This window comes from Nocardia higoensis, assembly GCF_015477835.1.
Classification (GTDB): domain Bacteria; phylum Actinomycetota; class Actinomycetes; order Mycobacteriales; family Mycobacteriaceae; genus Nocardia; species Nocardia higoensis_A.
Genome location: NZ_JADLQN010000001.1, coordinates 1,262,089 through 1,286,206 on the forward strand (window position 1 = coordinate 1,262,089; position 24,118 = coordinate 1,286,206).

Below are 24,118 nucleotides of genomic sequence, written 5' to 3' on the forward strand. Positions count from 1 at the left end.
CTCCGGATCGAACGGAATGCGGACGATGCGCACCCACCACGGCGACACTGTTCGCGACTCGCTGATGATGTCGAACTCGTGTGGTGCGGAGCGGCTACCGGTAGCTCGGGCGAACATCCCAGCACAGCGCCTCCTGTGGGGTCGTTGAAGTGGAAGGCACTCGGCACCGGGGCTTTCGCCACCGGCTTCCCTCCTCTCCGGGGAAGCCGCCGCGCCGTGTGAGGGTGAGGACAGCGTCACCCGGTGCCGAGCGCCGGAGCGACCATATGGGCGCGGATTCGGGGGCGCCGAGGGTGAATTCGCCAAGCGTTATCGAGATATGCGCGATTCATATGAGGTGCACGAGCGGATGGGGAACCATCCCTGGCGCCGAGATTCCGATCGCATCGATCAGCCTCCGAGCCAATGGAACTCGGAATGCTTGCGATGACCATGATGCCGGGCGAAGCAACCAGCGAATACGCGAATCCTACGGCATGCCCTGGAGGCGGACACGATGATCGAACGGACTCGTGCCGGACTGGCGCCGTGATTCCATGTCGGGAGCCACTGACGAGGAGATCAATCTTTTCGCTGCTGAGCAGGGCGCGAAAGAGTTGCCGGCGGGCGCATGAGATCCGTGATCCTGAAGGGATGTTGGTGCTGACAGCCCACCAAGGCTATGTATATCAGTTCATCGATTGATCCGATCTCGGTCAGGATGACCCGCCAGCCTGGGAAGCGGAGGAGGATACGGGAGTCAACGGGAGATGGTTTCGGGTATCGAACTGGTTCGAAGGAACACGCCCCAGCGTGGTGGGATACCTGGAGCACATGGCTGCGAGGAAGGAAGCGGGATTAAGGGTGCCACCCTTGCCGCCTGATATCGAATTGCGATGATAGTCATATGACGGATCGGCCGGACATAGCGACAGGAGGCGCGGACCGCAGCGAAAACCGGGTCCTGAACTTCAGTCTCGCCCATGTGATCGACAGCTGGGGCAACTGGCGAGCGTCCGACTCGGCACTCGTGGTATTGCAGGACTATTTCCTTCGGAATGTATCCAAAGCCGACAATTCTGCAGAAATGAAAATCGGAATGGCGTCACTGGATAAGGCAACTCAGTGGATACAGTTTCGAGGAGGGATACCGAGCAAAGTTGGCGTGAAGGGAGGCTGTCGCCGAGGCGGTGATGGATGTAATGGTGATGGATGTAATATTGAATGGGCCCAACGCCTCCGAACCCGCAAAAGTGCTGTACAAACTACTCATGGAATCGAGGATGGCAGAGTGATCGAGCCGCGGTCGAAACCGGATCGGGCAACACAGCAAGCCAGGTTCGAGGCCGCTCTGGCGAGCGCCATGGCAGGCGAAGGGGTCAGCGTCCACGCTGGCGTAGACAACCGAACCTTCAGGGCTCTTGGGAGGCTTACTGGTAGGTCCCCGAATCCGCCGAGCGAGTTGATCGATGCTGCGTACGAGGCTTTCGCGGGTCAACTCGATGGGTCCAACGCCAGAGCCGAGGATACGAAGCTGCCCTGGTTTATGCGCGAGGGCGACGAGACAAATTTGCCCTGACATGTTGATTGCGGAATCGTTCTGGTGGAGGGGAATCCCAGTCATCGGCCTGCCCGATGGCAGTCGCACTCGTCGCAAAGGGCTCCGCAGTGTTCCCGGACCAGCCGCCTTGCAACCACCGGACGCCGCTGGACAGGTTTTCCGACGCCACGAAGTCATCGAAGCCGAGCTGTCGAATCCGACTGCCCACCGCCTCCAACCTCTCTCAATTCCGACGATCGAGCCGCCTAATTACTGGAGGAAACTGTTGATCCGGGCACCATCCGGTCAGTCCGGTGCAAATCCGTTGGTTTCGAATGAGATCACCATAGCAGCAACTGCGGCCGAACCCAGAACGAAAACTACCGTGGACACCAGCGCGAAGACCCGGAGTTGACGCCAGAAAGACAATGCCAATCCGATGGGAATCACGACAAGTATCGGAATCATCCACGTTGCCCAGTACCACATCGATATTGGTTCCGATTCGCCTCGATATTTTTTGGGAACCGGTGTGAGTTCGGGAACATCAAAAACGTTCTGCAGCCACGCAACCGCAGGGAAATAGACGATCACCGCCAGTATGCCACCAGTGACGACACCCACGATCGAGGGCATCAGCGCGTTTTCCGACCCGCTGCTCTTGTCAGTCATGCCTCTACCTACCTCGAGCCCGACCATGCATGTACCGAACTCTCCCCTTGCACAAAGAACGGCTTGGCAAGTCCGAGTTGCTCGCTCTGTGCCATTGTATTCACCGCAGACTGCGCCATATCTCCGTAGTCGGGGTCGGTGCGGGCTGATCGTATCGGCTGACAAGGGAAATGGTCAGAGCCATCCACGTGCTTCAAGACCGCGAACTTCGCGCTGGTCTCGCCCACCTGGAGACTGTACGTCGAGAGATCAGCAGCGTGGTGGGATACCTGGCGCGTATGGAGGCGCGGTAGAGACTGGGGTTGGAGGTGCCCTCCCCTTGCCGCCCGATATCGAATCGCGTTGACTGTGATGTGACGAAGCGGCTGAAGACATAGGAGCGTGCCCTGCCCAAGATTTCGATCAGAGACCTGTTGTACACCGACTTCGACGGCGAATCCGTGGACGACAGTGACGGCACAATACTTGATGCCCTCGACGATCCTCGCTATCAACAACGCGTACCACCACTGCGCGCCCTACTCGAAGACCCGTCGAGCAGCACCCGGTCTCACCATCTATTGGACCGAAGCGGTCATAGCGTTGACGCCTGTAGATGCGGACCCTCAGCGGCATACCTACCACCCCGCGCCGACGCCCACGAGTCCAGAACTCGAATAGAATATTCAGCGGGCCACCCTGGAGCAGCACTTCACGACCGGCCCTGCACTCGACTGTGCGCTCCGCAGTGGGCCTGAATGGGGTGGGAACGCGACCACGTATCTGCACGAAGGCGCGCCGGTCTTGGTGCGGTCGGCATCTACAAGTGGTTGATGGAGGATCGCCTGGTTCGGCGCGCGCACCCGGTTATCTGTCTCCAGGCAACAGCGTGACACTTGTTCAGAGGACGCTTTCCCACCGCGCCTGCGACCCTGCGCCCCCAAGTTCCCCACGGGTGTCGGGGTGATCGGCGTAGTAGACGAGGAAGCGGTAAAGCCGGTGAGGGTCAACCGCGAACTTCCGGAGTTCCAGCCGGATGACGCCATTGTGTGACGCCTTGTCCAGTGACCAGAGCGGCCGGGGGTCGATACCGAACGGCAGCGTCGGCGGCGTGGAATCCTCGCTCCAACGCGCACCCGTCACGCCCGTGATCGAAATCAAAGGTATCTGTTCGTACGCTGGGCCGACCCGCAGCACATCGCTCCATGGGATCTGCACACGCGAGCTCCACCCTTCGTAAACGATCTGCTCGGCTGTCAGCACGATCCGCCCGCGTCGCAATCGCCCGAAGACCGCCAGGATCGGCCCCGAAAGGCAGAACACACCGAGGACTGCGAACACCGCCGTGAGCGGCCAGTGTGTCCGCCAAGCGACACCGGCGATCTCGACCGCACCTCCCAGGAACATGAGTCCGAAGCATGTCCAGATCATTTGATAGGAAACAAAACTCGATGCCGACCCTGGAACGACAGTCGCAGCACGGCCTCGAATCTCAGTGACTACGATTCCCGTCGGGCGGCGCGTGGTGAGCGTTGGAGAAGCCCCCATCGCAACGATCGCCACCATCGCCAGGCCGAACACTGCCATATATTTGGCGAGGGCGCGAAGCGCGCCATCATCGCTTCGCCACATCGCGGTTGCGGCGGCTATACATAGGATGGCCAGAATGAGCAGTACAACGAGAGACCACGCGCGCTTACGGGCGACGCCAGAATATTCACGCCATTCTTTCGGGTAGTCCATGGCCTCAGAAGATCGCATTCCACGCCTTCGAAATTCCGCCACCGATCGTCTCGCCGGTCGATTCCACCGCATCCCACCCGCTGTTGACAGCACCCCCCACGCTCAAACCATCCTCATACAGTGAGTCCACCGCACCTGACGTGAAGATCCCGACCGCGGCACCGACCACGGTTCCAGCAGCGGCGCCAACCAGATTTCCAGGGCCGGGAACAACAGTGCCGATCGCCGCGCCGACACCCGCACCTGCTGCGACGGAAGCGCCGAAACCGGCCAGTCCGGAGACAACAGCCTGCTCGGTAGGCTTCCCATTGTAAATATCGTAAGCAATGCCTGCTGCCGCAAGCGCTCCTCCGACCTTGAATCCGATTCGTGCGCCTCTACTCTTGGCATTGTCAGCTTCGTCGAGCAGTTCACCGGCCTTGAGCGTTTGCTGACGCGACCAGTCCATATCGCGATACACTACTTCGCGAGGAGTTCCTACTGGAGCATTCTTGGCTTCGATCAAGGCCTTCAGGGCCTCGCTGGACGCTGCAGCGGCCCCCTGAAGCAGCATTGACGAATGCTTAATGGCCAGCGCTCCTGCCGCACCGTTGATCATATCGCCGATAACTATGAACCATTTATCTTTGACATCGTTTTGCATATTCTTCCAGGTCGACGCCCAGAAAGTTTCTCGCGAGCGGACCTGTTCCGCCGCAAGCGCGGCAGTGTTGTATGCCGATATCAGGTCTTCGGAAGCACCTGCGGGCTCGGCAATGGAATCATCCGCGACGGATAGACCCGCAGCCGTCGCCTCCGTTCTGATGTTTGCCATGTCGACCTGCGCTTGCTCCACCATGTTGGCCAAGCTATCGATCTCCGTGGCGTAGCGCTGTACTTCAGTGACGAGATCGTGGGACTTGTTGGAGGTATTGCGCACTTTGATCGTAAACGCTTCACCTGCTTCGCCATCCCAGCCGGATTCGGCAAGCACCTTGACTCTGTCGAGGTCTCCCGACGAAACTGACAATTGGCTGGCGAGCGAGTCACGTAGCCAGCTTGCCGCTGCTCGTATACTTGTCGGATCGCCATCGATTTTGGTATCTATGCTCATCGGTCAGATCATGTTCCAAGTTTGACGAATAAGCGCATCGGCACTTGTGTCGTCTTGCTCTTTGTACTTCACCGCGGACTCTGTGACTGCTGCACTACTTGCTGCCATGCCGACCACCAGCTGACCTGCGCTGTCCATCAGGACCGACAGAACTGCCAAAACGGAGGGTGTCGCGGTGCCGGCGTTCAACGTCTCAGGCGTCGCACTGTTAGTGGCATCCAGTTCCGCGCTCGATGTGGACAACGTGCTGGCGATCGTAGCCAGAGTCTCTTGATCGATATAGAGCTCCGCCATCGCTCAGAACTTCCGCTCGGATTGTGGAATGAAAATATCGAGAAGCAAAAGATCGAAGGGCTGCGATCGCTGGAGGGCGTCCAACGCAACCGTCGGCGTCCACATCCACGGCTGCGCTTCCCCGCAACAGGCGATGAGGCGATCCAGCGCGGAGTAGGCAAGACAGGCGATTTTTCCTTCTCGGGTTCGGCGCAACATGATGTGCGCATCGTCGGTGTTCTGCACCCGCTCCATGATCGGCAGGTAAACGACCGGTGGAAAGTTCTTCGGAAGCGGGGTCCGTTCCGGAATCATATTTACGTCACTCCGACAATTGGCTATTGTATGACCAAGGTGCATGTAGACGACTCTCTGCGCAGTCAAGAATTTCTGATTGCAGATCTCGAAATCACCCATGCTCTGGACACTATGGATACCACCATCACCCCCCTTCGGTGCAACGCTCGATTGCAGAGTGACGCTACTCTAGCAAAGGCAATGGCAAAGCAGACGCTGAACCTGTGCCAGGGCCTCGAAGTACCCGGGTATCGGCAGGTGAGGAGTAGTTCTACGCATACGCGCGGCGGCGCTACAGAGCGAAGTCTCCGACTACATCGTCCCCGGGTTCACTGATCAGGTCGGAGAGACGACGAAAGCCAGCTGGTGGTCCAACGAAAACCACGCCTGCGGAAGATCTCAGCCGCCGCCAGCGTGACAATGCAGGCACCTCGTGTCCACGACTAGCGGATCGAACCGGAAATCGGCCGCGGCAACGGCCTTCCTCGCCATTCTGTCAGCCTGGGCGCGCAAGTCGCCGCAGACAAGCGAGGTGTCGCCGCTGCTGTAACCGCGCGGTCTGTCGCCCGACGACTTCGGCCCTGCGCTGGAACGGTTCTCGGCCAGCAGTGCCGAGTTGTCGCCACCGGAGATCACGCAGCAGACGGATCACCGTCGGGATGAGGCTTGCGCATTCACCGGCCGCGATCTCGCCAGCATGACCACGCGTATATGTGAGTCGACGGCATCCACCTGCGGCTGCGACGCGCAGTCTATGCTGGCGCTGGTGGCGGACCGAGCATGGCTGTCGCAGCCGAGTTCGATTACGAAAGGCACTCGACATCGAACTCGGCCGCGCTCGATGTCGACCAGCATTCAGGCCGTGATCAGGCCCGCTGACGCCGCACGACGCAACTTGCCCGACGGCGTCTTGGGCAGCGCTCCCTTGCCGACAATGGTCACCACAGCGGGGGCGATCCCGACGTCGTCATATACCGCGCGGGCGACTTCCTTGCGGATGCGCTCGGACTCCTCCGCATCGCCCGCCGCATCGGATTCGGCGATGACCGCGATGCCCTCACGCGCCATCGGCGGCAGCTTCACCGCGAGCGCCGCCACGCCGCCCGCGCGCACGCCCGGGATCACGCCCGCGGCGCGCTCCACCACGACCGGGGAGATATTGCGGCCCGCGACGATGATGATGTCCTTCTTACGACCGCTCACCACGGCTTCGCCGTCGGCGGTCAGGTAGCCGAGATCGCCGGTGTCGAGCCAGCCTTCGGCGTCGTTGGCCGCGACGAAACCGTCCGGGCCGAGGTAGCGGCGAGTGACGGCCTCACCGCGCACCTGGAAGGTGCCGATGTGGTCGGCGGGCAGGGTATTGCCTTCCTCGTCGACGACCCGCATCTCGAGGCCGGGCACCGGCGGGCCGAGCCGCACGACGGTCCGTTCGCGCCCGATGTCCTCGCGGGCGGCGATGTTGTCGCGTTCGGCGCGGTCGGCGTCGATGACATCGACGGTGTAGCGCTGGTCGTGGGCGCTGAACGACACCGCCAGCGTGGTCTCGGCCATGCCGTAGGCGGGCATCATGGCTTCCGGCTGCAGCCCGAAACGCGCGCCTTCGGTGAGGAATTCCTCGACCGCTCCGGTGTCGATGGCTTCGGCGCCGTTGACCGCGACGCGCAGCGTCGACAGGTCGTAGGCGCCGTCGGGCGCCCGGCGCAGGCGGCGGGCGAGCACGGAGTAGGCGAAGTTCGGGGCGGCGGTGAAGGTGCCGCCGAAGCGGGTGAACAGCTCGGCCCAGGACAGCGGGTTCTTCAGGAAGGCCATCGGCGTGGTGATCACCGTGGTGGTGCGGGCGAACATCGGGGTCATCAGGGTGCCGATCATGCCCATGTCGTGGTAGAGCGGCAGCCAGCTGACCACGACATCGTCGGCGCCGAGGTCCGCGGCCTGCACCATGGCCCGGTGGTTCGCCCACAGGTTGCGGTAGGTGATGGCGACCGCCTTCGGGACACCGGTGGTGCCGGAGGTCAGTTGCAGCACCGCGAGGTCTTCCTCGTCGGTGCCGACGGCCTCGATCTGTGCTGTCCCGGAGCGGATTTCGTCGATCGAGACGATCGGCGCGCCGAGGTCGAGTTCGCGCACGGCGTCGAAGAAAGGCTGCCCTACCGCGACCGCCCGCGAGCCGAGCATCCGCACCACCTCGCGGCAGTCGGCGAGCCAGGTCTCGAGGTTGGTGCGCGGCGTGGGCTGGTGCAGCATCGTGAACGACGCGCCGCGCATCCAGCTCGCCTGCACCGTCACGGTGACGTCCTCGGCGCCGCCGGCGAGGATCGCGACCGAATCACCTGGCACCACACCGGCATCGGCCAGGCCCGCGGCGGCCGTTGCCGCCGCCGACCGCACCTGCGCCCAGGACAGGAACGACAGCTCCGACGAGCTCTCACCGCTCCACAGACCGGTGTCCTCGGGTGCGGGCTGCCGGAACAACAGGTCGGTAATTCTGCTCATCGGTACATTCTCATCTCAGTCTGCGGAAGAGGCGGGGATCGGCGGGCGCGGTGCCGTGTTCAGGCCGTCGGCGCGGCCTCGGCCAGCACGCGATCGAAGGTCTCCACGAAGGTGGCGGCGTACCCATCCGACAGCGCGGCGGGGTCGGTGACGACGCCGAAGGAGGTGCGGTTGCCCAGGATCAGGCTGGTCATCGAGAACGAGTAGCCGACCAGCGGGGAGATCGGGGTCAGTTCGGTGATCTTCTTGCCCAGCACGGCCCTGATCCGGGAGAAGCCGGGATTGATGCCGATGTGGATGTCGGGGGCCATCCGGGCCATCGAGGCGATGGTGATGGCGCGCTGCAACGGCCACGGCGCCTTGGGGCCGTTGTCGGTGGCGGCCAGCGACAGGTGCGGCTTGCGTTCCTCGATGAATGCCAGTTCGGCGCGCGCGCGTTCGATCTGGGCGGTCAGGTCGGTTTCGGTGCCCGGCAGGTTGAGCAGCGACACCAGCACGGCGTTGCCGGTGTGCCGGAACGTCTCGTCGTGGGTCACCGGCAAGGTCACGCGCAGGATCTCCCCACCTGTCCTGCCCGGCGGCGGGGTGAGGCTCAGCGCCCGGCCCGCCGCGGCGAGCACGAACTCGTGCACGGTCGCGCCGTTGTTCTTGGCGGTACGCCGCAGATCGCGGGTGGACAGCCCGGTCGTCGCGACCTCACGGCGACCGCTCTTGGTGAGCTTCGGCCAGCCGCGCCCGGCCTGACCGGCGGTCCACTGCTCGCCGAAGGCGGCCTTGGACGCCGCGAACTGTTCGGGCTCGATCTCGGTGATCCGGTAGCGCGGGCTGGTGGCGAAACGCTCGAATTCGGTCAGCTCCTCTAGCGTTCCGTCGGCGACCAGTGCGGCGAACGCCGCGCCCGCGATGCCGTCGGAGACGCTGTGGTGCACGCGCAGCACGATGTATTGGGCGCCGGACGCACGCGGGGTGAACAGCGTGATGTGCCACATCGGCGCGGGGCGGGGCAGCGGCTGCTCGTGCAGCACGGCGATCCGCCGGAACAGGTCGGCGTCGTCGGTGTACTGCGCGTGCCCGACATGGGCGTGCACGTCGACCTCGGCGGCCAGCTCGACCTGCGGCCTGCGCCAACGGCCTTCGCGGATGCCGAGCCGGAACAGGTCGAACAGCGTGCTGCGCGCACGCACCCGATCGCGCAGATCGCCGATCGACACCTGCTCGCCGTCCTCGGCGAGTGCCATCACCATCGCCCAGTGCATCGGAGCGGACTTGGTCTCCAGATGCAGATAGGTGTGGTCCGGCGGGGCGAGTTCGACAGGACTGGTCACTGTGGCACCTGACTGTTGTAGAGCTTCTCGTAACGTTCGTTGTCGGGCTTCATGCCCGCCGCGACCAGTTCCCACAGCACCTCGTCGGTGCCGCCGCCGACGCGGGCCAATTTCATATCGCGCCACCAGCGCCCGACCGGGGTCTCGGACTCGAGATAGCCGGAGCCACCGAAGATGTGCAAGCATTCCGAGGCCACCTCGACGCCGAGATTGGCCGAGGTCGCCTTGAGCGCGGCGGCGGTGCGCAGGTTGATCTTGCCCTCCAGGGCCACGCCTGCCAGGCCGTAGCGCAACAGGTCCACCCGCGATTGCAGGTCCGCGATGCGCAGACGCAGGGCCTGGTGGTCGAACAGCCGCTTGCCGAACTGGCTGCGGTGCATCATCCGTGCCAGCGTCACGCCGATCATGGCCTCGCAATTGGCCGCGATCTGGCCGGCGACCGAATAGCGTTCGTGCGCCAGGCCCCAGCTGATCACGGCCAGGCCGGTGCCGGGACGCGCCAGCAGGTTCTCCGCGGGCACCCAGGTGTCGATGGTGACCGGGGCGGTGTCCAACGGTCCCGCACCGAGCTTGGCGTAGGGGGTGCCGATCTCGACCTGTGCGGTGGGCACGATCACCAGCGCGACATTGCCGTGGGCGACAGCGCTTTCCGCACCGTCGGCATCGGCGCCGTCGATATGGCGGCAGACCACCATGATGTAGTCCGCGATCGGCGAGAGCGAGACGAACTTCTTCACGCCCCGCACCCGGTAGCCGCCGTTCTCGGCTTCCAGAGTGGTCGCGACGTTCTGCAGATCCGAGCCGCCGGATTCCTCCGAGGCCGCGATGCAGAGCACCTGCTCGACGCTGATCGCCTGCTCGGCCAGCGTGCGTTGGAAGTCGTTGCGCGCGAAGCGGCGCAGCATGGCGATAGCCGAATCGTGCAGGCTCACACCGACGGCGATGCCCGCAGACTGCAGGGAGCCGAGTCGCTGCGCCAGGGCGAAGTGCATGCCCAGGTCGGTGAGCTTGCGGTCTTCCCACTTGCGGGCGAACACGCCCACCGCGCCCAAGTGCTCGAGCAGTTCCCGGGGGAACTTCGCCTCCCGCTCGGCTTGCTCGGTCCACGCCACGACGCGATCGTCGAAGGCTGTGTCGAGCAGCTCCTCGTAGGTCTGCGCGGGTGTTTCGAGGTTCATGTACGAAGGTTCCTTATCCGGCGCCGCGCGGGCGTCACTTCGCGACGCTGCCCGCCTTCGAGCGGATGAGATCCTCGAGATCGCCGACCGAGGCGGCTTCGGACATCTCGCGCTCGCTCAGCTGCACGCCCAAGCGCTCCTCGATGGCGACCACGCCGATGGCGAACGCGACGGAATCCAGCCCGAGATCCTCGATCAGCAGCGACGAGCGATCCAGTTGCGCGAGCGGCAGGTCGAGGTCCTCTTCGAGGATGCTGTCGAGCGTTTCACGGATATGGTCGGACATTCGAGAACTTCTCCTTCACAGGCGAACCCGGATACTCCGGGAGCCGGACACTGCCGGGGCCGAGGGAACACTAATCGACACGCGGATTGTCAGGCAAGGCAAACCTAACTCAATATGCGGGAGCGGGTGACCACCGGCCGCCCGCCAGAGCACGGGCTACTCGGCGGCGCGTTCCCCCACCACGCCGATCTCCTCCGCGACATCGTCGCCGTCGGCCGCGAAGCTCGTGAACGCGGTATTGCGCTGCAAGCGGTAGACCTCGCGACCGAGCACCGCGTTGAGGATCTTGGCATTACGCATCGCGCCGATGTCGAGGTTGGGCGCGGAGACCCCGACCGCGTGCGCCTCGGCATTGACCACGAACAACCGGTCCGCCAGCGCGCCGTCGGCGGCCACCGCGTGATTCGCCTCGACGACCAGCCGGTCACGGGAATCCCGGTGCAGCCGATCGGCCAGCGGCGCCAGGAAATCCGGCTTGCGCTGCTGGTAGCCGGTGCAGGCGATGACCAGATCGGCGGTCTGCGCCAGCGCCTTCCCGGTGTCCAGGTGCTGACCGCGCACCCGCAGCCGGCCGTCGCCCAGGGTGTCGACGCCCTCGACCGCGACGCTCTGACGCAATCGCACCGGCCGCAGCTTCTCCAGCAACTGCCTGCGGTAGAGCAGGTCGTGCAGCCGCTCCAGGGTCTGGGTGGAGATGCCCTTGTGGAACTGCCAGTGCTGCGCGCGCACCCGGTCGCGGGCGTCCTCGGGCAGCGAGTGGAAGTAGTCCATATAGGCGGGGGTGGTCATCTCGAGGGAGAGCTTGGTGAAGTCCAGCGGCGCGAACCACGGGGTGCGGGTCCACCAGGTGACCGCCGGGCCGCCGCGCAGGTTCTCCTCGAGCAGGTCGATGACGATCTCGGCGCCGGACTGGCCGGAACCGATCACCGTCACCGAGTCCGCGGCGTGCGCGGTGTCGGCGTGGAACAGGTACTGCGAGCTGTGGATCAGCGCCGGGGACTCGCCGCGCAGCGCGGGCGGGATCACCGGCTCGGTGCCGATGCCGACCACCACGTGTCGCGCGTGGATCACCGAGGCGGCGCCACCGGAGGTCACCGAGACCTCGAACACCTCCAGCTCGTCGTTCCAGCTCACCTGCTCGACGGTGGTGCGCCAGCGCAGCGAGTCCAGCCGCGAAACGACCCACAGCAGATATGCCTCGTACTCGCGCCGGGTCGGGAAGAAGTCCTCGCGCACCAGGAACGGGTAAAGCCGGTCGACATCGGCCAGGTAGGCCAGGAACGACAGCGGGTGACGCGGATCCACCAGCGAGACCAGGTCGGACAGGAAGCTCACCTGGAGCTTGGCCTCGTCGAACATCAGGCCGGGATGCCAGCGGAACTCCTCGGCGGAGTCCACCACCAGCACGTCGGCGTCGGCGACCGTCGACGCCAGCGCCGCCAGACCGAGGTTGAACGGGCCGCAGCCGATCGCGAGAATGTCTACCGATTCGATGTCACTCATGGACCTTCACCATTTCCTCGACACTGTGTTCCAGACCTTCTGATTCCACTTCCAGGGCGATGCGCAGGATGTCGTCGAACAGCGCGTCGATGTCCTGCTCGGTCGTCTCGGGATTGAGCAGCGTGAGCTTCAGGCAGGTGCGCGGCTCGCCCTCGCCGTGCACGCGCACCTGGGTGCGCCCGATGAGTGCCTTGCCCGAGTCGATCAGGCGTCGGCGCACCTCGCCATTGACCTGATCCAGATCCAGGTCCTCGCAGCGGTAGCGGAACACCACCGTGGTCAGGGTGACCGGGGCGACCAGGTCCAGTTGCAGTTCGGTGGCGATCCGGCGCTCGGCGTGCAGAGCGAGTTCGTGGCAGGTGTCGAGCATGCGGCCCAGTCCCTCGCGGCCGTAGGCCAGGAAGGTGGCGGCGACCTTGAGCACGTCGGGGCGACGGGTGGTCTGCAGCGTCTGGCCCAGCAGACCGCCGTAGCCGGCCTCGACGTCGTCGTCGGGATTGAGGTAGGCCACCGAGCGGTTCAGCGAGGCGAAGCGCTGCTGGTCGGCCAGCAGCAGCACGCTGGCCGCGGCCGGTTGCCAGCCGACCTTGTGCAGGTCCAGCGTGATCGAGTCGGCGCGTTCGACACCGGCCAGCAGACCCGAAAGCTTGTCGGAGAACAGTGAACCGAAGCCGTAGGCGGCGTCGACGTGCATCCACACGTCGTGCCGGGCGGCGATCTCGGCGATGGCGGGCAGCGGGTCGATGCTGCCGAAATCGGTGGTGCCCGCGGTGGCGACGATCGCGATCGGGGTGTGATCGGCGCTGTAGCGCTCCAGCAGTTCCTCGAGTGCCCCGGGGATCATCCGATGGTCGGAGTCCACCGGCACCGGGATGGCCGCGGCCTCGCCCAAACCCAGTGCGGCGCAGGCGCGATGCACGGAGAAGTGCGCCACCCGGGAGCAGAACACCACCGGTCGCGGCAGCGCGCTGACCCCGTTCTGGCGGACATCCACACCGCGCCGCGCCGCGCCGTGGTCACGGGCGACCAGCAGCGCCAACAGGTTCGAGTACGAACCGCCCGGACCGAAGACGCCGCCCGCGGTCTCGGTGAAACCGGCCAGCCGGGCCAGCGATCTGATGGTCCACTGCTCGATGCCCAGCGTCGCCGGGCCCGAGTCGTAGGTGTCCAGCGAGGCGTTGGAGGCGCTGGCCAGCGCGTCGGCGACCACGGACACCGTCAGCGCGGGCGGCTGCAGGTGCGCCGCGCACTGCTTGTGGGTCAGATCGAGGCCGTAGCGGGCGACCAGGTCGGCCACCTGCTCGAGCGCGGCTTCCTCACCGATCCCGACGGCGGGAATCCGTTCGGGACCCATCGCGTCCGCCACGGCGGCCAGCACCGTGGCGGGATCACCTGCGGGCAGCGGGAATCCATGATGGCGGCCATCGACTACGGCGGCGACGCGGGCCAAGCCGGCGCCGACCTCCGCCCAGCCGTCACCCGGGCGGGAGAACTTCGACGATTTCGCCCACGGGAAGGCAATTTCTTGTGACACGGACAGCCCCATCAGGTAATTCGGACAGAAGACGGTCGAGCAGTACCGAACGGTCGCTCAACCGGTGGTAGCGGCGGGAGTTCCCGGCCCCGGCAGGCCGGACATATGCCGTGGTGATCGCGTGTTCGAGGCCGGGTCGGCTAGCGCTCGCGGACAGCCGAGACCAGCTGTCCCACCTCGGTGTCGAGGCGGTCCGGGATCCGCTCGATCAGCCCGGTCAGCAGCGCAGCGGCGCGGCGGGCGTATCGCTGGTCCACCACATCGGTCTGGTAGTCCACCTCGAGGCGCACCTGCTCGTCGGCGCCGATCTCGAAAGCGAAGGTGAGCGGGTAGTTGCCGATCCCGTTGAACACCGACCGGCACGACACCGAAGCGCCCTCGGGAACCGGTATGCCACGCAACGGCGCGTTGCGCACCGAGGCCATGATCTCGGCGACCGGGAATCGCCCGCCCGCACCGCGCAGCGCGGTGAGGACGGCGCCGTAGTCGACCGTGGAGTACTCCATCGCCGCGTAGACCGCGGACACTCCCGAGCGCAGCGCCTCGCGCAGGTTCGACGTGGGGTCGAAGGTGAAGCGCATCGGCACGATATTGCCGCTGTAACCGACGCGGTCGGGTGTGTCACCGGGCCTGCGGTTGTCGGCGGGCACCAGCAGCACGTGGTCGGCGGCGCCGGTGAGCGCGTAGACGCCGAGCGCGCAGATCGCGATGTAGAGCGCGTTGCTGGTGGCACCGACCTCGCGCGCCACCGCGTCGAGCGCCGCGTGGTGCTCGGGGGCGACCGGCGCGTGCAGTTTCGCACCGGGGCACTCGTCCATCGGCGACAGCCAGCTCTCCTCGGCGCCGATCGCGGGCAGCTCGCCCGACAGCGGGAAGCGCACATCCTCGGCCGCCCAGGTGCGTTGGGCGTGGCGCAGCGCGTCCTCGACGGCGGCGACCGGGCGATCGGCGGCCGGTTGTCCGGATGTCCCGGCACGCTCGGGCCACGCCCCGGTGGTGAGGGTGCCCAACAGCGCGGGCCAAGAGGTGTCGTCGACCGCGAGGTGATGCACGACGAGGATCATGGTGACACCGCCGTCGGCGCGGGGATACAGACGCACCCGCAGCGGCGGTTCCTCGGTCAAGGCGAACGGGGACTTGGCCAGCACATCGGCAGTGGCGAGCACACCGTCGCGATCGGTGCGGCCGTCGTAGGCGGGCAACGTGCCGTACTCCCACACCCGGCCGGGATCGGCCCAGCGTCCGCGCACGCCGCTGGGCGTGCGGCGGGCCAGGCCGTCCTGGCCGACGGTGACGATCGAGCTCAGCACCGCGGCTCTGGCGATCATCAACTCGGTCGAGGCGGCGAGAGCGTCCGGGGTGTAGGTGTCACCGAAATCCAGCACGAGGGCGATGTTGTGGGAGACCGAGTCCCGGTCGAACTCGTAGATCCGCCACATCCGGCGCTCGGCGACGCCCAGCTCACCGGTCTCCGGCTGCGCCGGGGCGGCGGTCACGGACGTCGGGCGCTCGCCGGCGATCCCGGCCGCGGCCATCCGGTGGCGCAGCAGGGCCAGTCGCGCGTCGGTCAATGCGTTCATGCTTCTCCCGGCATCGAGTCGTCGGTGGACTGTGGTGGTGCCGCCTGCTCGGCGCGGGCGAGCGCGAATCCGTCTACGGGGCCGACGGATTCGGTGGACTGCTCGGGAACGCGGGTGAAGACGTCCACCTTTCGCGCGTGCGCGCGCAGCGTCTGCCAGTCACCGACGAGGCCGACGAGGTCGCCGCGCGCCCACAACGGGGCCTGGTCCTGGAAATGGTCCGAGCGTGGATCGCCGCTGACGCCCAGCGGCACGATCCAGCGGCTCGCGTCGCGGTCGGCGAGATCCCAGATGTATCGCGCGGCGGAACCGAGGCTGCACGCGTGGGAGAAGCCGATGGCGCTGGCATTGGCCATCACGCATTCGCCGTCGCCGCCCAGCGGCAGCCGGGCCGGGCGGATCTTCGCCGACAGTTCCGGGTGCGCCGGGGTGGCGCCCATCAGGTCCATGCCGTGGATCGGTTGCAGCACGTGCACGCTGCCCCAGGTCGGTGCGCTCTCCTGCTCGGCCAGATGCGCCGCGACGGCTTCGAGCGCCTCGGCCGCGACCGTGGTGATATCGACGCCCACGGAGGGAGCGTGGCGCAGCACCGAATCCAGCGCGGCCCCGAGCCGGGTCTCGACCACGAACCACGGGTCGAACATGCGCGGGAATCCGTGCGGGCGCGCGAGTCCGGCGAGCGCTTCGTGCCGGGCGATCGCCGAAACCAGACGGGTGCGGACCTCGGCGAAGACGTAGGCGTCGGTGCTCTCGGCGGCCATGGTGCGATCCCAGGCCAGCAGACGCGCACGTACCCGCTCGGCGGTCGGCGTCAGGCCGGTCAGCGAATCCAGCAGCGACAGCAGGGTTTCCGCGCCCTCGGACACGACATCGCGGTGGATGTCGGCGCAGTCGTCGACGGTGACCGTCCCCGCCTCGGCGGTTCCGGCGGGCTTGAGCGCAGCCGCCCCGCCGTCGGGAGCGGTGATGTCGGCTCGCCATCGGGCCGACTCGGCCGCGGCGGTCGCGGGAGCGCAAGTCCGGACCGTGCCGACTTGTGCCGCGGCGGACTCGATCCCGACAACTCGGTCCGCGTCGGCACGGTCCACGTCGGCCCGGCCCACGTCGGCCCGGCCCACGTCGGCCCGATCCACGTCAGCCCGATCCACGTCGGTACGGCCCACGTCGGCTCGATCCATGTGGGTCCGGTCCGAGGTGAGCAGCGCTCGGTCGAGCAGAGCTGCGATGCGCTGCGCGCGATCGGGGGCCGCGCACTCGGTGGTGACCGGCTGCAGCGGGGCGGCGTCCGAGACGCGCTGGTTGGCGATGACCGCGTACGAGCCCACGTTCGCGTCGAAGGCGGTATCCGACACCGAGGCGGTGGCCTGCCCGCGCCAGCGGTAGCGGGCGTCCCAGCCGGGCACCGGCAGCCAGTAGTTCTCCGGCGCGCGCACGGGCACGGCTCCGACCACGTGCCGGGTGAGCCTGCCCTCGGCGTCGGCGACGACGATGCGGTTGGCCGGTTCGACCCAGCCGATGAGCGCCTGCTCCACCTCGGGGACCGAGCGCGCGAACAACAGGTCCAGCGCGGCATCGAAGGTGGCGTTCGCGTCGTCGAGCAGCGGGGTGCGCAGGCTGAGGGCGAACGGTGCCTCCGGCCCACCGAAGACAACCGAACCGTTGCCGGTGCCGATGATCTCCACCGAGACCGGGTCGCCGTCGCGCACCAGGATGTCCTCGCGGTGGGTAGTCGCGACGCGCGGGCCGTCGGCCGACTCGGCGAGCACATCCGTACCCCGGCGGGTCAGGCGCTCGAAGAACAGATCCTGATAGTCGCCCATCGCATTGGTGATGCCCCAGGCCACCGGGCCCGCGTGTGCGAAGTGCGGCACGGCGGGCACACCCGCGAAAGCGAAACCCACGACATCGAATTCCGGGGCCGCCAGGTGCACCTGCTGATAGATGCCGGGCAGTTCGAGGAACCGATGCGGGTCGCCCGCGATCAGCGGGGCGCCGCCCGCGGTGTGCGCGGCGGCCACACCCCAGGCATTGCTGCCCGAGAGCGGTTCGCCGAAGGAGGTGCGATCCGGCTGCCCGGCGCCCGCGACGGCGCCGAACTCGGCGAGCACATCGGTCAGAAAGGCCTCGTCCGGGAGCGCGGGCACGCTGTCCCATGACTCGTCCACGCCCTCGCAGTCGAACAGGCGCAGCGCGTCCCGGCCGAGGGCCTGGCAGGCGTGCAGTCGCCACAGTTTCGTGGTGAAGCGGCCGAACAGGATGTGGTGGACGATGAAGATCGAGATCGGGGTCCACGGCTGCCACGGGGTGGGCCGGTGGTCGAACTCGGTCAACTCCAGCGCGTCGGCGGTGTCGAGGCTGCTGTTGACCCCGTCGACATACGCTCGGACCAAGCTGCGCGTGCGCTCGGAGGAGGCCTCGAAGATCCGCCGGGCGGCCGCGTCGATGCGGGCGCGGCGGGCGAACTCGTCCCAGCTCACACCGACCGCGCCGACGATCTCGGCCGTGCGGCCCTCGGCGCGCAGCCGCAGGTACTCGATCTGCCAGGCGCGATCGACCCCGCAGGCGTAGCCCTGGCCGAACAGCGCGCCGGCGGCCGAATCCGCGCTGATGTGCGGAATTCCCTGTGCGTCACGAATGATCTCGACAGCGGGAGCGGTGCTCACGAGACCGACACCTCCGCTCGGCGGGCAGCACGGTCGGCGGCGGGCCGGAACACCGCGATGGGGTTCACCAGTTCGTGATCGGAGTCGGTCAGCGTCGCGTACGAGTCGCCGAGGTTGACCATGCGACGGTTGTTCGTCAGCTGCAGACGGTTCATGTGGATGGCCTTGAAGGTGGGCGCGAACAGATCCCAGCGCCGGAATCGCTCGTCGAGATCGGGGTGCCTGTCCTGGAATTCGACGACGCTCTCGGCCACGACCGACCAGAACGTCTCGTCGGTGACCAGACCGGCCGAATGCAGGATCGCCGCGAGATGGCGCAGGTAGTCGTCGAAGACGTCCGAGAGCACGCCCATATTGCGGATCTCGTCGGGTTCCCGCGATACCGCCCGGCGGCAGTTCTCGGGCACCTCTTCGGGATCACAGAAGATGGTGACCTCTTCGCCGATGTCCTTGAGGATCGCCCGGACCGGGACGCCGGAATCCAGGACGAGGATCAGGTTCTCGCCGTGCGGAGAGAATTTGAACTCGTACTTGTAGAGCAAGTAGATGATCGGGTGCAGATAGCACCGGAGGTAACGGGCCAGCCACTGCTCGGCGGGAACGCCCGAGACGCGGATGAATTCCGCGACCAGCGGCGCGCCACGATGGTCGATGTGCAGCAGGGCGGCCATGGTGGTCAGCTGCTCGTGCGGCTCGGCCAGCGGCACGGGGCTCTCCCGCCACAGTGCCGAAAGCAGCTTCCGGTATTCCGAACCGGGCCGGGTGAGCGCGTCGAGCGCGGTGTTGCGGTAACCGATCGCGGCGGTCTCGTAGATCATCTCGAAACCGATGGACGCGAGATATTCGTCGCCGCCGACCCGATTGCGGATGTAGTCGTTGATCAGCGGGGTGGTCCGCATGTAATCGGCCGACATGCCGCGGGTGAAACCCATGTTCACGATCGACAGCGCCATCTTCACGTACCGGCGCTCGGGGTGGGTGGTGTTGAACAGAGTCCGGATGGACTGCTGCGGCTGGTACAGATCCGGGCCCGCGCCGACCTCGACGATCTTGCCCTCGGCGATGTCGAGAGCGTAGATCCGGGCGACCTTCTGTGCCCACTGCCAGGGATGCACCGGCATGTAGTAGTACTCGGCCGGCTCGAGACCGCGGCCGGTGAGCACCGCGTCGAAGCGGGCGAGCGTCTGCTCGCCGAGTTCGGCCCGCACCAGGCTGTCGTAGTCGACTCCGGTGACGGCGGCGAATTCGGAATTCGCGCGCAGCACGGCCACCCAGGTGAGCGGGAAGCGATTGCCCTGTTCGGGGGCATAACGGGCGATGTCGTCGACGCTGAATCCGAGCCGGCCCGCATTGGCGACGATGCAGGGATGTCCCTCGGTCATCGTCGCCTCGATGGTCTGGAAATCCGAGACCGCGAGCTCCGCGGCGGTGATGCGGCGGGAATCGTGCCTGCCCGCGCTGATCACCAGGGTATTGGTGAATTCCTCCAGGTACTCCGGCAGCGTTTCGCGCGGAATACCCAGGAAGTCACCGAGATCGACGATCAGTTCCAGCGCGTCGACGGGCAGCTGCTCGCCGTCGCGCACGCGTCGCATCGACCATTCGTCGATGGCCCAACTGTCCAGGGACAGGATCTCGGCGCGGAAATGATATTCGGTGCGCCGGTCACCGGAATGGATCACATACTCCCCCGGCGCCACCTCGACGGGCAGGATGTAGCGCTCGTGGCAGAACTCGGAGAGGATCTTGCGGGCGATGCGCAGGTGGTAGGCCGGCCAGAACGACTGGCCTTCGATGAATCGCGTATCGCGTACGGCTGGGGAATGGCTGACTGCTCGGGTACTCACACTCTGCTCTCTCGCGAATGGATCTGCGCCGGTAGCGTGACGATCCGCCCGTTGTCGGTCGCGCGCAGGAAGTCCTCCCGCGTGCAGTAACTCAGGCGCGCGATCTTGTCCGCCACCGGGAAGTCACCGGCGACGACGAAACCGACCGCGGCATTGAGCCGCTGCACGTCGAGATTGCGCACGTCCGGCTCCACGACGACCCGCCGCGCACCCGATTCGAAGAACGCGGTCCGCATGATGTGCAGCATCACGTTGGCGGTGAAGCCGGGCAGGCGCTTGTCGCTGGGCGAGACCAGCAGGTGCATCCCGATGTCGCCGGGCACATAGGTGTACCCGGTGCCGGGCGCGGCCAGATCCCCCACCGCCGGGTTGTAGAGCTCGAAGAAGAACGAGCGCTCCCCCTCGTGAGTGCCCATCCGCAAGCCGAATTCCGGCGAGCCGCCGACCGTCGCGCTGTGCCGGATCAGTTCGGCCACCTCGGCGACGGTGCTGTCGAGCATCCCCCAGTAGGCCGACTTCGGATGGGTCAGCCACTCGTGCGCGATCACCGTGTCGAGCTCGACGGTCATCCGCCGGTGCTCGAACTCGTAGGTCGGCAGCACGCTGGTCGCGGGCGATTCGGCTGCGGCGAGTTCGGCCTCCACCTGCGCGTCGGACAACCGCGCCACCTCCAGGAAGAGCGCGGCGACCCGCTCGGCGCGCTCGCCGTCGAGTTCGGTGAGCCGCTGAGCGAGCCCCTCGAGGGTGCGGCGGGCGAAGATCTCGGCGACCGTCAGCCGGGGCACGTCCAGCCAGCGGCGGACTTTCGCGACGAACGCGGTGGCCAGCACCGAATCGCCGCCCAGGTCGAGGAAGTCGTCGCCGACACCGATCGGGCGAGTGCTCAGGACGGTGCCCAGAATCTCCACCAGCGCCGACTCGACGGGGGTACGCGGGGCGAGAGCCGTCGATCGGTCCTCGGCGACGACCAGCCGCTGAACCTTCGCGCGGTCGTATTTGCCGTTGGAGGTCAGCGGCAACTGCTCCACCACGGTGATCGAGCGCGGAATCATATGCGCTGGAAGCACTTCGGCGAGCTGCCCGCGCAGGAAGGTGCCGGTGGCCCGGCCGGTCGCGGTGACCGCGGCGCGCAGATCCCTGCCGTCGGACCAGGCCACCGCGCCGGTGACCGCGTCCAGTCCGAGCAGGCCCGCTTCGACCTCACCGAGTTCCACCCGGTAGCCACGGATCTTCACCATGTGGTCGGCGCGACCGAGGAAGTCCAGGAAGCCGCCGGGCAGATAGCGCACCATGTCGCCGGTGCGGTACCAGCGCACGCCGTCGACGGTCACGAACCGGTCCGCGGTGCGCTCCGGATCGCCGCGGTACCCGTCGGCCACCCCCGCGCCGCCGATCCACAGTTCCCCGGGGATTCGGTCGGGCCGGTCCCGGCCGACGGCGTCGACGACGCGGCAGCGCACGCCGTCCAGCGGCACGCCGTAGGGCACGAAGGCCGCGCCCGCGGGCACGTCCGGCGCCTCGCACACCGTGGAGTGGATGGCGGTCTCGGTGGTGCCGCCGAGGCCGGCGACCCGGCAGCCGGGCAGTTGCGCGCCGACGCGATGCAGCAGCGAGACGTCGACCTTGTCGCCGCCCATGATGATCACCCGCAATGCGGGCGGCAGCGGGGCGACGTCGAGGAGCATGCCGAGAATCGAGGGAACGCAGTTGAGCACCGTCACCCGCGCGTCGCGCAGCAGGCGGGCCCAGGTGTCCACCTTGGTGTCCGCGTCGTCGGTGGGCACCACGACCGCTCCGCCCACGGCGAGCAGGCCGAAGATGTCGAACACCGACAGGTCGAACTCCAGTGAAGAGACCTGCAGGCTGCGGTCGTTCGCGCCCAATTCGTAGCGGCGTACCAGATCGGTGAGAGTCGCCACGGCGGCACGATGCGGCACCTGCACGCCCTTGGGCAGACCGGTCGATCCGGAGGTGAACAGCACATAGGCCAGTGCGTCGGCGGACACCGCCACCGGCTCGGCGGGTGCGGCGGTGCGCGCGGCGGTCGGCTCGAGCACGACGGCGGCCGCATCCGCCCAGCGCTGCGGGCGATCGGTGACGACGGCGGCCGGGGTCGCCACCGCGGCGATCCGCTCGCGGCGGGCCTGCGGCTGGCCGGGCGCCATCGGCACATACGCCGCGCCCGCGGTGAGCACGCCGAGGGCGGCCACGACCTGCTCGCCCCCCTTGGGCAGATCGACGATCACGGTGTCACCGGTTCGCACGCCCGCGGCCAGCAGGGCGCCGGCGACCCGGCGGGCCTCCTGCGCCAGTTCGGCATGACTCCAGGTGCGGGCGTCGCTGATGATCGCCGGTGCGTCGGCGCGCTGTTCGGCGCAGGCGAGGAAGTGCCCGTGCAGTGTGCCGTCGAAGAACTCGGTGCCGGGCAGCGGCCGTTCGACCGAAAGTCGCTGGGCGCGCATCTCGTCGGAGACGGGATCGGGGGCGGGCCGGTCCCAGTCGTCGGCCATCAGCAGATCGAGCAGCCGGACGTAGTAGGCGAACATCTCCCGGGCGGTGCCGATGTCGAGGTCGGATGCCCGCACGTCCCAGTTGAGCAACAGACCGCCCGCGACCTCGGTGACCTGGGCGTCGAGCAGCACCTGCGGGCCCTGGGAGACGATCCACGACGGCTCGCCGAGCACCTCGGTGACCGCGGGCGAGAACAGCTCGCCCAGGCCGAGCGCACTGGTGAACACCACCGGCGACACCACCGGTTCGCCGCGCTGCCTGCTCAGTTCGCGCAGCACATCCAGGCCGCCGAAGCTGCCGTGCGCGGCCGCCTCGTGCATGGCCACCCGCATGGCCTTGGCGCGCGCGGCGAGGGTGAGCTCCTCACGCAGGTCGACATCGACGATGAGCGAGGACGTGAAGTCGCCGACCACCTTCTCGACATCGGGATGCACCGGGTCGCGGTCGAACAGCGGCACCGTCAGCAGGAAGCGAGGACCGGCCGCGTACGCGCCGACGGCCTCGGCGAACACCGCGGCCACCGCGGCGGCCGGGGTGACGCCACGCTTGTGGGCGTATTCCTCGAGACGCTTGCGGTCGGCGGCGTCGACGGCGTGGTGCAGGCGCACGGTCGCCGGTGGCACGTCTGCGCGCGCGCCGGCCTCGCGCACCGGGAGTTCCGGGGGGCCGGGCAGATCCGCGATCCGTTCGCGCCACCAGGCGATATCGGCCTCGTCGGCGGTGCGGGCGGTGCGCGCTGCCGACAACGCGGGGAAGTGCACACCCAATCGGGGCAGCTGCTCGCCGCGGTAGATCCGGGCCAAGTCGTCGACCAGCACGCGGTAGCTCATGGCGTCGGCGGCGATCATGTCGACATCGAGGTGGACGCGGCTGCCGCCGCCCGGCAGCAGGCTCAGTTCCACACGGATGACCGCGCCGTCTTCGATCGGCAGCGCGCGATGAGTTCCCTGCTCGCGACGGCGCGCCAGGATGTCGGCGGTCGACTCCGGGGACTCCTCGCGCAGGTCGTGGATGGCGATGGCCTCCGGGTGCGGGGCGCCGACCAACTGGGTGCCGTCGGGTAGCACCCGAATCCGCAGCATGGGGTGGCGTAGCAGCAGTGTCGTGACCGCGTCGCGGAAGCGCTCCGGTTCCAGGTCGCCACCGTCGAATTCGATGTAGAGGTGGGCCGCGACAGCACCGTAGGCGTGGCTGTCCGAGCGCCCGATCCAGTACGCGTGCTGCATCGGGGCCAGCGGGAACGCGGCGCCGAGATCGGTGGCCGGGACGCCGATCCGCTCGGCGGGCGCCGGGTTCGCGTCCACATCCGAGTCCTCGGCGGCGTCGCCGCACAGCAAGGCCGTCCACGCCCGGATGGTCGGCTCCCCGGACATCCGCGCGAAATCGATGTCGTACCCGCGCTTACGCCACTGGCCCGCCAGCCGCATCATCCGCAGCGAGTCCAGACCCTGGGTGATCAGGTCGCCGTCCACATCGAGTGACTCCGGCGCGATACCCAGAGCCGATCCGACTTCTGCCCGGATATCGACATCCGCCCTCGCCTCGGGACGAGCAACCACCATGAGAACGCCTCTCCAGATCGGAATTTCGAAGTTAGCCTACCCTAACGAAGTTAGCCTACC

Annotated in this window: 15 protein-coding genes; all 15 read right to left on the reverse strand. The window is 67.0% G+C overall.

What is annotated here, in order from left to right; translation table 11 throughout:
* Positions 1-1,825 precede the first annotated feature (1,825 nt).
* On the reverse strand, positions 1,826-2,191 hold the full coding sequence (locus IU449_RS05635) for a hypothetical protein (protein WP_195000862.1): 366 nt from the start codon (positions 2,189-2,191) through the stop codon (positions 1,826-1,828).
* A gap of 879 nt (positions 2,192-3,070) precedes the next feature.
* Complete coding sequence (locus IU449_RS05640) at positions 3,071-3,913, reverse strand: hypothetical protein (RefSeq protein ID WP_195000863.1); 843 nt, start codon at positions 3,911-3,913, stop codon at positions 3,071-3,073.
* Between the two features lie 4 nt (positions 3,914-3,917).
* Positions 3,918-5,006, reverse strand: a complete 1,089-nt coding sequence (locus IU449_RS05645) for a hypothetical protein (RefSeq protein WP_195000864.1) — start codon at positions 5,004-5,006, stop codon at positions 3,918-3,920.
* A gap of 3 nt (positions 5,007-5,009) precedes the next feature.
* A complete protein-coding gene (locus tag IU449_RS05650) occupies positions 5,010-5,300 on the reverse strand; it encodes a hypothetical protein (protein ID WP_195000865.1) in 291 nt (96 codons plus the stop codon).
* Between the two features lie 3 nt (positions 5,301-5,303).
* The gene (locus tag IU449_RS05655; RefSeq protein WP_228803727.1) at positions 5,304-5,696 is read right to left on the reverse strand and encodes an SAV_915 family protein; all 393 of its coding nucleotides are present in this window, start codon (positions 5,694-5,696) and stop codon (positions 5,304-5,306) included.
* A 735-nt stretch (positions 5,697-6,431) separates the two neighbouring features.
* On the reverse strand, positions 6,432-8,069 hold the full coding sequence (locus IU449_RS05660; RefSeq protein WP_195000866.1) for a long-chain-fatty-acid--CoA ligase: 1,638 nt from the start codon (positions 8,067-8,069) through the stop codon (positions 6,432-6,434).
* 59 nt (positions 8,070-8,128) lie between these two features.
* Positions 8,129-9,394: a wax ester/triacylglycerol synthase domain-containing protein gene (locus IU449_RS05665; protein WP_195000867.1), complete on the reverse strand. Its 1,266-nt coding sequence runs from the start codon at positions 9,392-9,394 to the stop codon at positions 8,129-8,131.
* Entirely contained in the window at positions 9,391-10,572 is a 1,182-nt protein-coding gene (locus tag IU449_RS05670; protein ID WP_195000868.1) for an acyl-CoA dehydrogenase family protein, read from the reverse strand. Before IU449_RS05670 ends, IU449_RS05665 begins: the two co-directional genes overlap by 4 nt.
* Before the next feature lie 34 nt (positions 10,573-10,606).
* Positions 10,607-10,858 (reverse strand): acyl carrier protein, encoded by a 252-nt coding sequence (locus IU449_RS05675; protein WP_195000869.1) that lies wholly within the window; start codon positions 10,856-10,858, stop codon positions 10,607-10,609.
* Positions 10,859-11,014: 156 nt separating this feature from the next.
* Complete coding sequence (locus IU449_RS05680; protein WP_195000870.1) at positions 11,015-12,361, reverse strand: lysine N(6)-hydroxylase/L-ornithine N(5)-oxygenase family protein; 1,347 nt, start codon at positions 12,359-12,361, stop codon at positions 11,015-11,017.
* The gene (locus IU449_RS05685) at positions 12,354-13,895 is read right to left on the reverse strand and encodes a pyridoxal phosphate-dependent decarboxylase family protein (protein WP_324188102.1); all 1,542 of its coding nucleotides are present in this window, start codon (positions 13,893-13,895) and stop codon (positions 12,354-12,356) included. Before IU449_RS05685 ends, IU449_RS05680 begins: the two co-directional genes overlap by 8 nt.
* Before the next feature lie 140 nt (positions 13,896-14,035).
* On the reverse strand, positions 14,036-15,475 hold the full coding sequence (locus tag IU449_RS05690) for a condensation domain-containing protein (RefSeq protein ID WP_195000872.1): 1,440 nt from the start codon (positions 15,473-15,475) through the stop codon (positions 14,036-14,038).
* Positions 15,472-18,138, reverse strand: a complete 2,667-nt coding sequence (locus IU449_RS05695) for a penicillin acylase family protein (protein WP_195000873.1) — start codon at positions 18,136-18,138, stop codon at positions 15,472-15,474. Before IU449_RS05695 ends, IU449_RS05690 begins: the two co-directional genes overlap by 4 nt.
* Positions 18,135-19,985, reverse strand: coding sequence for an IucA/IucC family protein (locus IU449_RS05700; RefSeq protein ID WP_195000874.1), 1,851 nt, complete (start codon positions 19,983-19,985; stop codon positions 18,135-18,137). Before IU449_RS05700 ends, IU449_RS05695 begins: the two co-directional genes overlap by 4 nt.
* A complete protein-coding gene (locus IU449_RS05705; RefSeq protein ID WP_195000875.1) occupies positions 19,982-24,058 on the reverse strand; it encodes a non-ribosomal peptide synthetase in 4,077 nt (1,358 codons plus the stop codon). The genes IU449_RS05700 and IU449_RS05705 overlap by 4 nt, the downstream gene beginning before the upstream one ends.
* Positions 24,059-24,118 lie beyond the last annotated feature (60 nt).

Excerpts from the sequence above, each read along its gene's own strand:
- IU449_RS05635 (WP_195000862.1), bottom strand. The coding sequence starts at position 2,191 with ATGACTGACAAGAGCAGCGGGTCGGAAAACGCGCTGATGCCCTCGATC.
- IU449_RS05640 (WP_195000863.1), bottom strand. The coding sequence starts at position 3,913 with ATGGACTACCCGAAAGAATGGCGTGAATATTCTGGCGTCGCCCGTAAG.
- IU449_RS05645 (WP_195000864.1), bottom strand. The coding sequence starts at position 5,006 with ATGAGCATAGATACCAAAATCGATGGCGATCCGACAAGTATACGAGCA.
- IU449_RS05650 (WP_195000865.1), bottom strand. The coding sequence starts at position 5,300 with ATGGCGGAGCTCTATATCGATCAAGAGACTCTGGCTACGATCGCCAGC.
- IU449_RS05655 (WP_228803727.1), bottom strand. The coding sequence starts at position 5,696 with ATGGGTGATTTCGAGATCTGCAATCAGAAATTCTTGACTGCGCAGAGA.
- IU449_RS05660 (WP_195000866.1), bottom strand. The coding sequence starts at position 8,069 with ATGAGCAGAATTACCGACCTGTTGTTCCGGCAGCCCGCACCCGAGGAC.
- IU449_RS05670 (WP_195000868.1), bottom strand. The coding sequence starts at position 10,572 with ATGAACCTCGAAACACCCGCGCAGACCTACGAGGAGCTGCTCGACACA.
- IU449_RS05675 (WP_195000869.1), bottom strand. The coding sequence starts at position 10,858 with ATGTCCGACCATATCCGTGAAACGCTCGACAGCATCCTCGAAGAGGAC.
- IU449_RS05680 (WP_195000870.1), bottom strand. The coding sequence starts at position 12,361 with ATGAGTGACATCGAATCGGTAGACATTCTCGCGATCGGCTGCGGCCCG.
- IU449_RS05690 (WP_195000872.1), bottom strand. The coding sequence starts at position 15,475 with ATGAACGCATTGACCGACGCGCGACTGGCCCTGCTGCGCCACCGGATG.
- IU449_RS05705 (WP_195000875.1), bottom strand. The coding sequence starts at position 24,058 with ATGGTGGTTGCTCGTCCCGAGGCGAGGGCGGATGTCGATATCCGGGCA.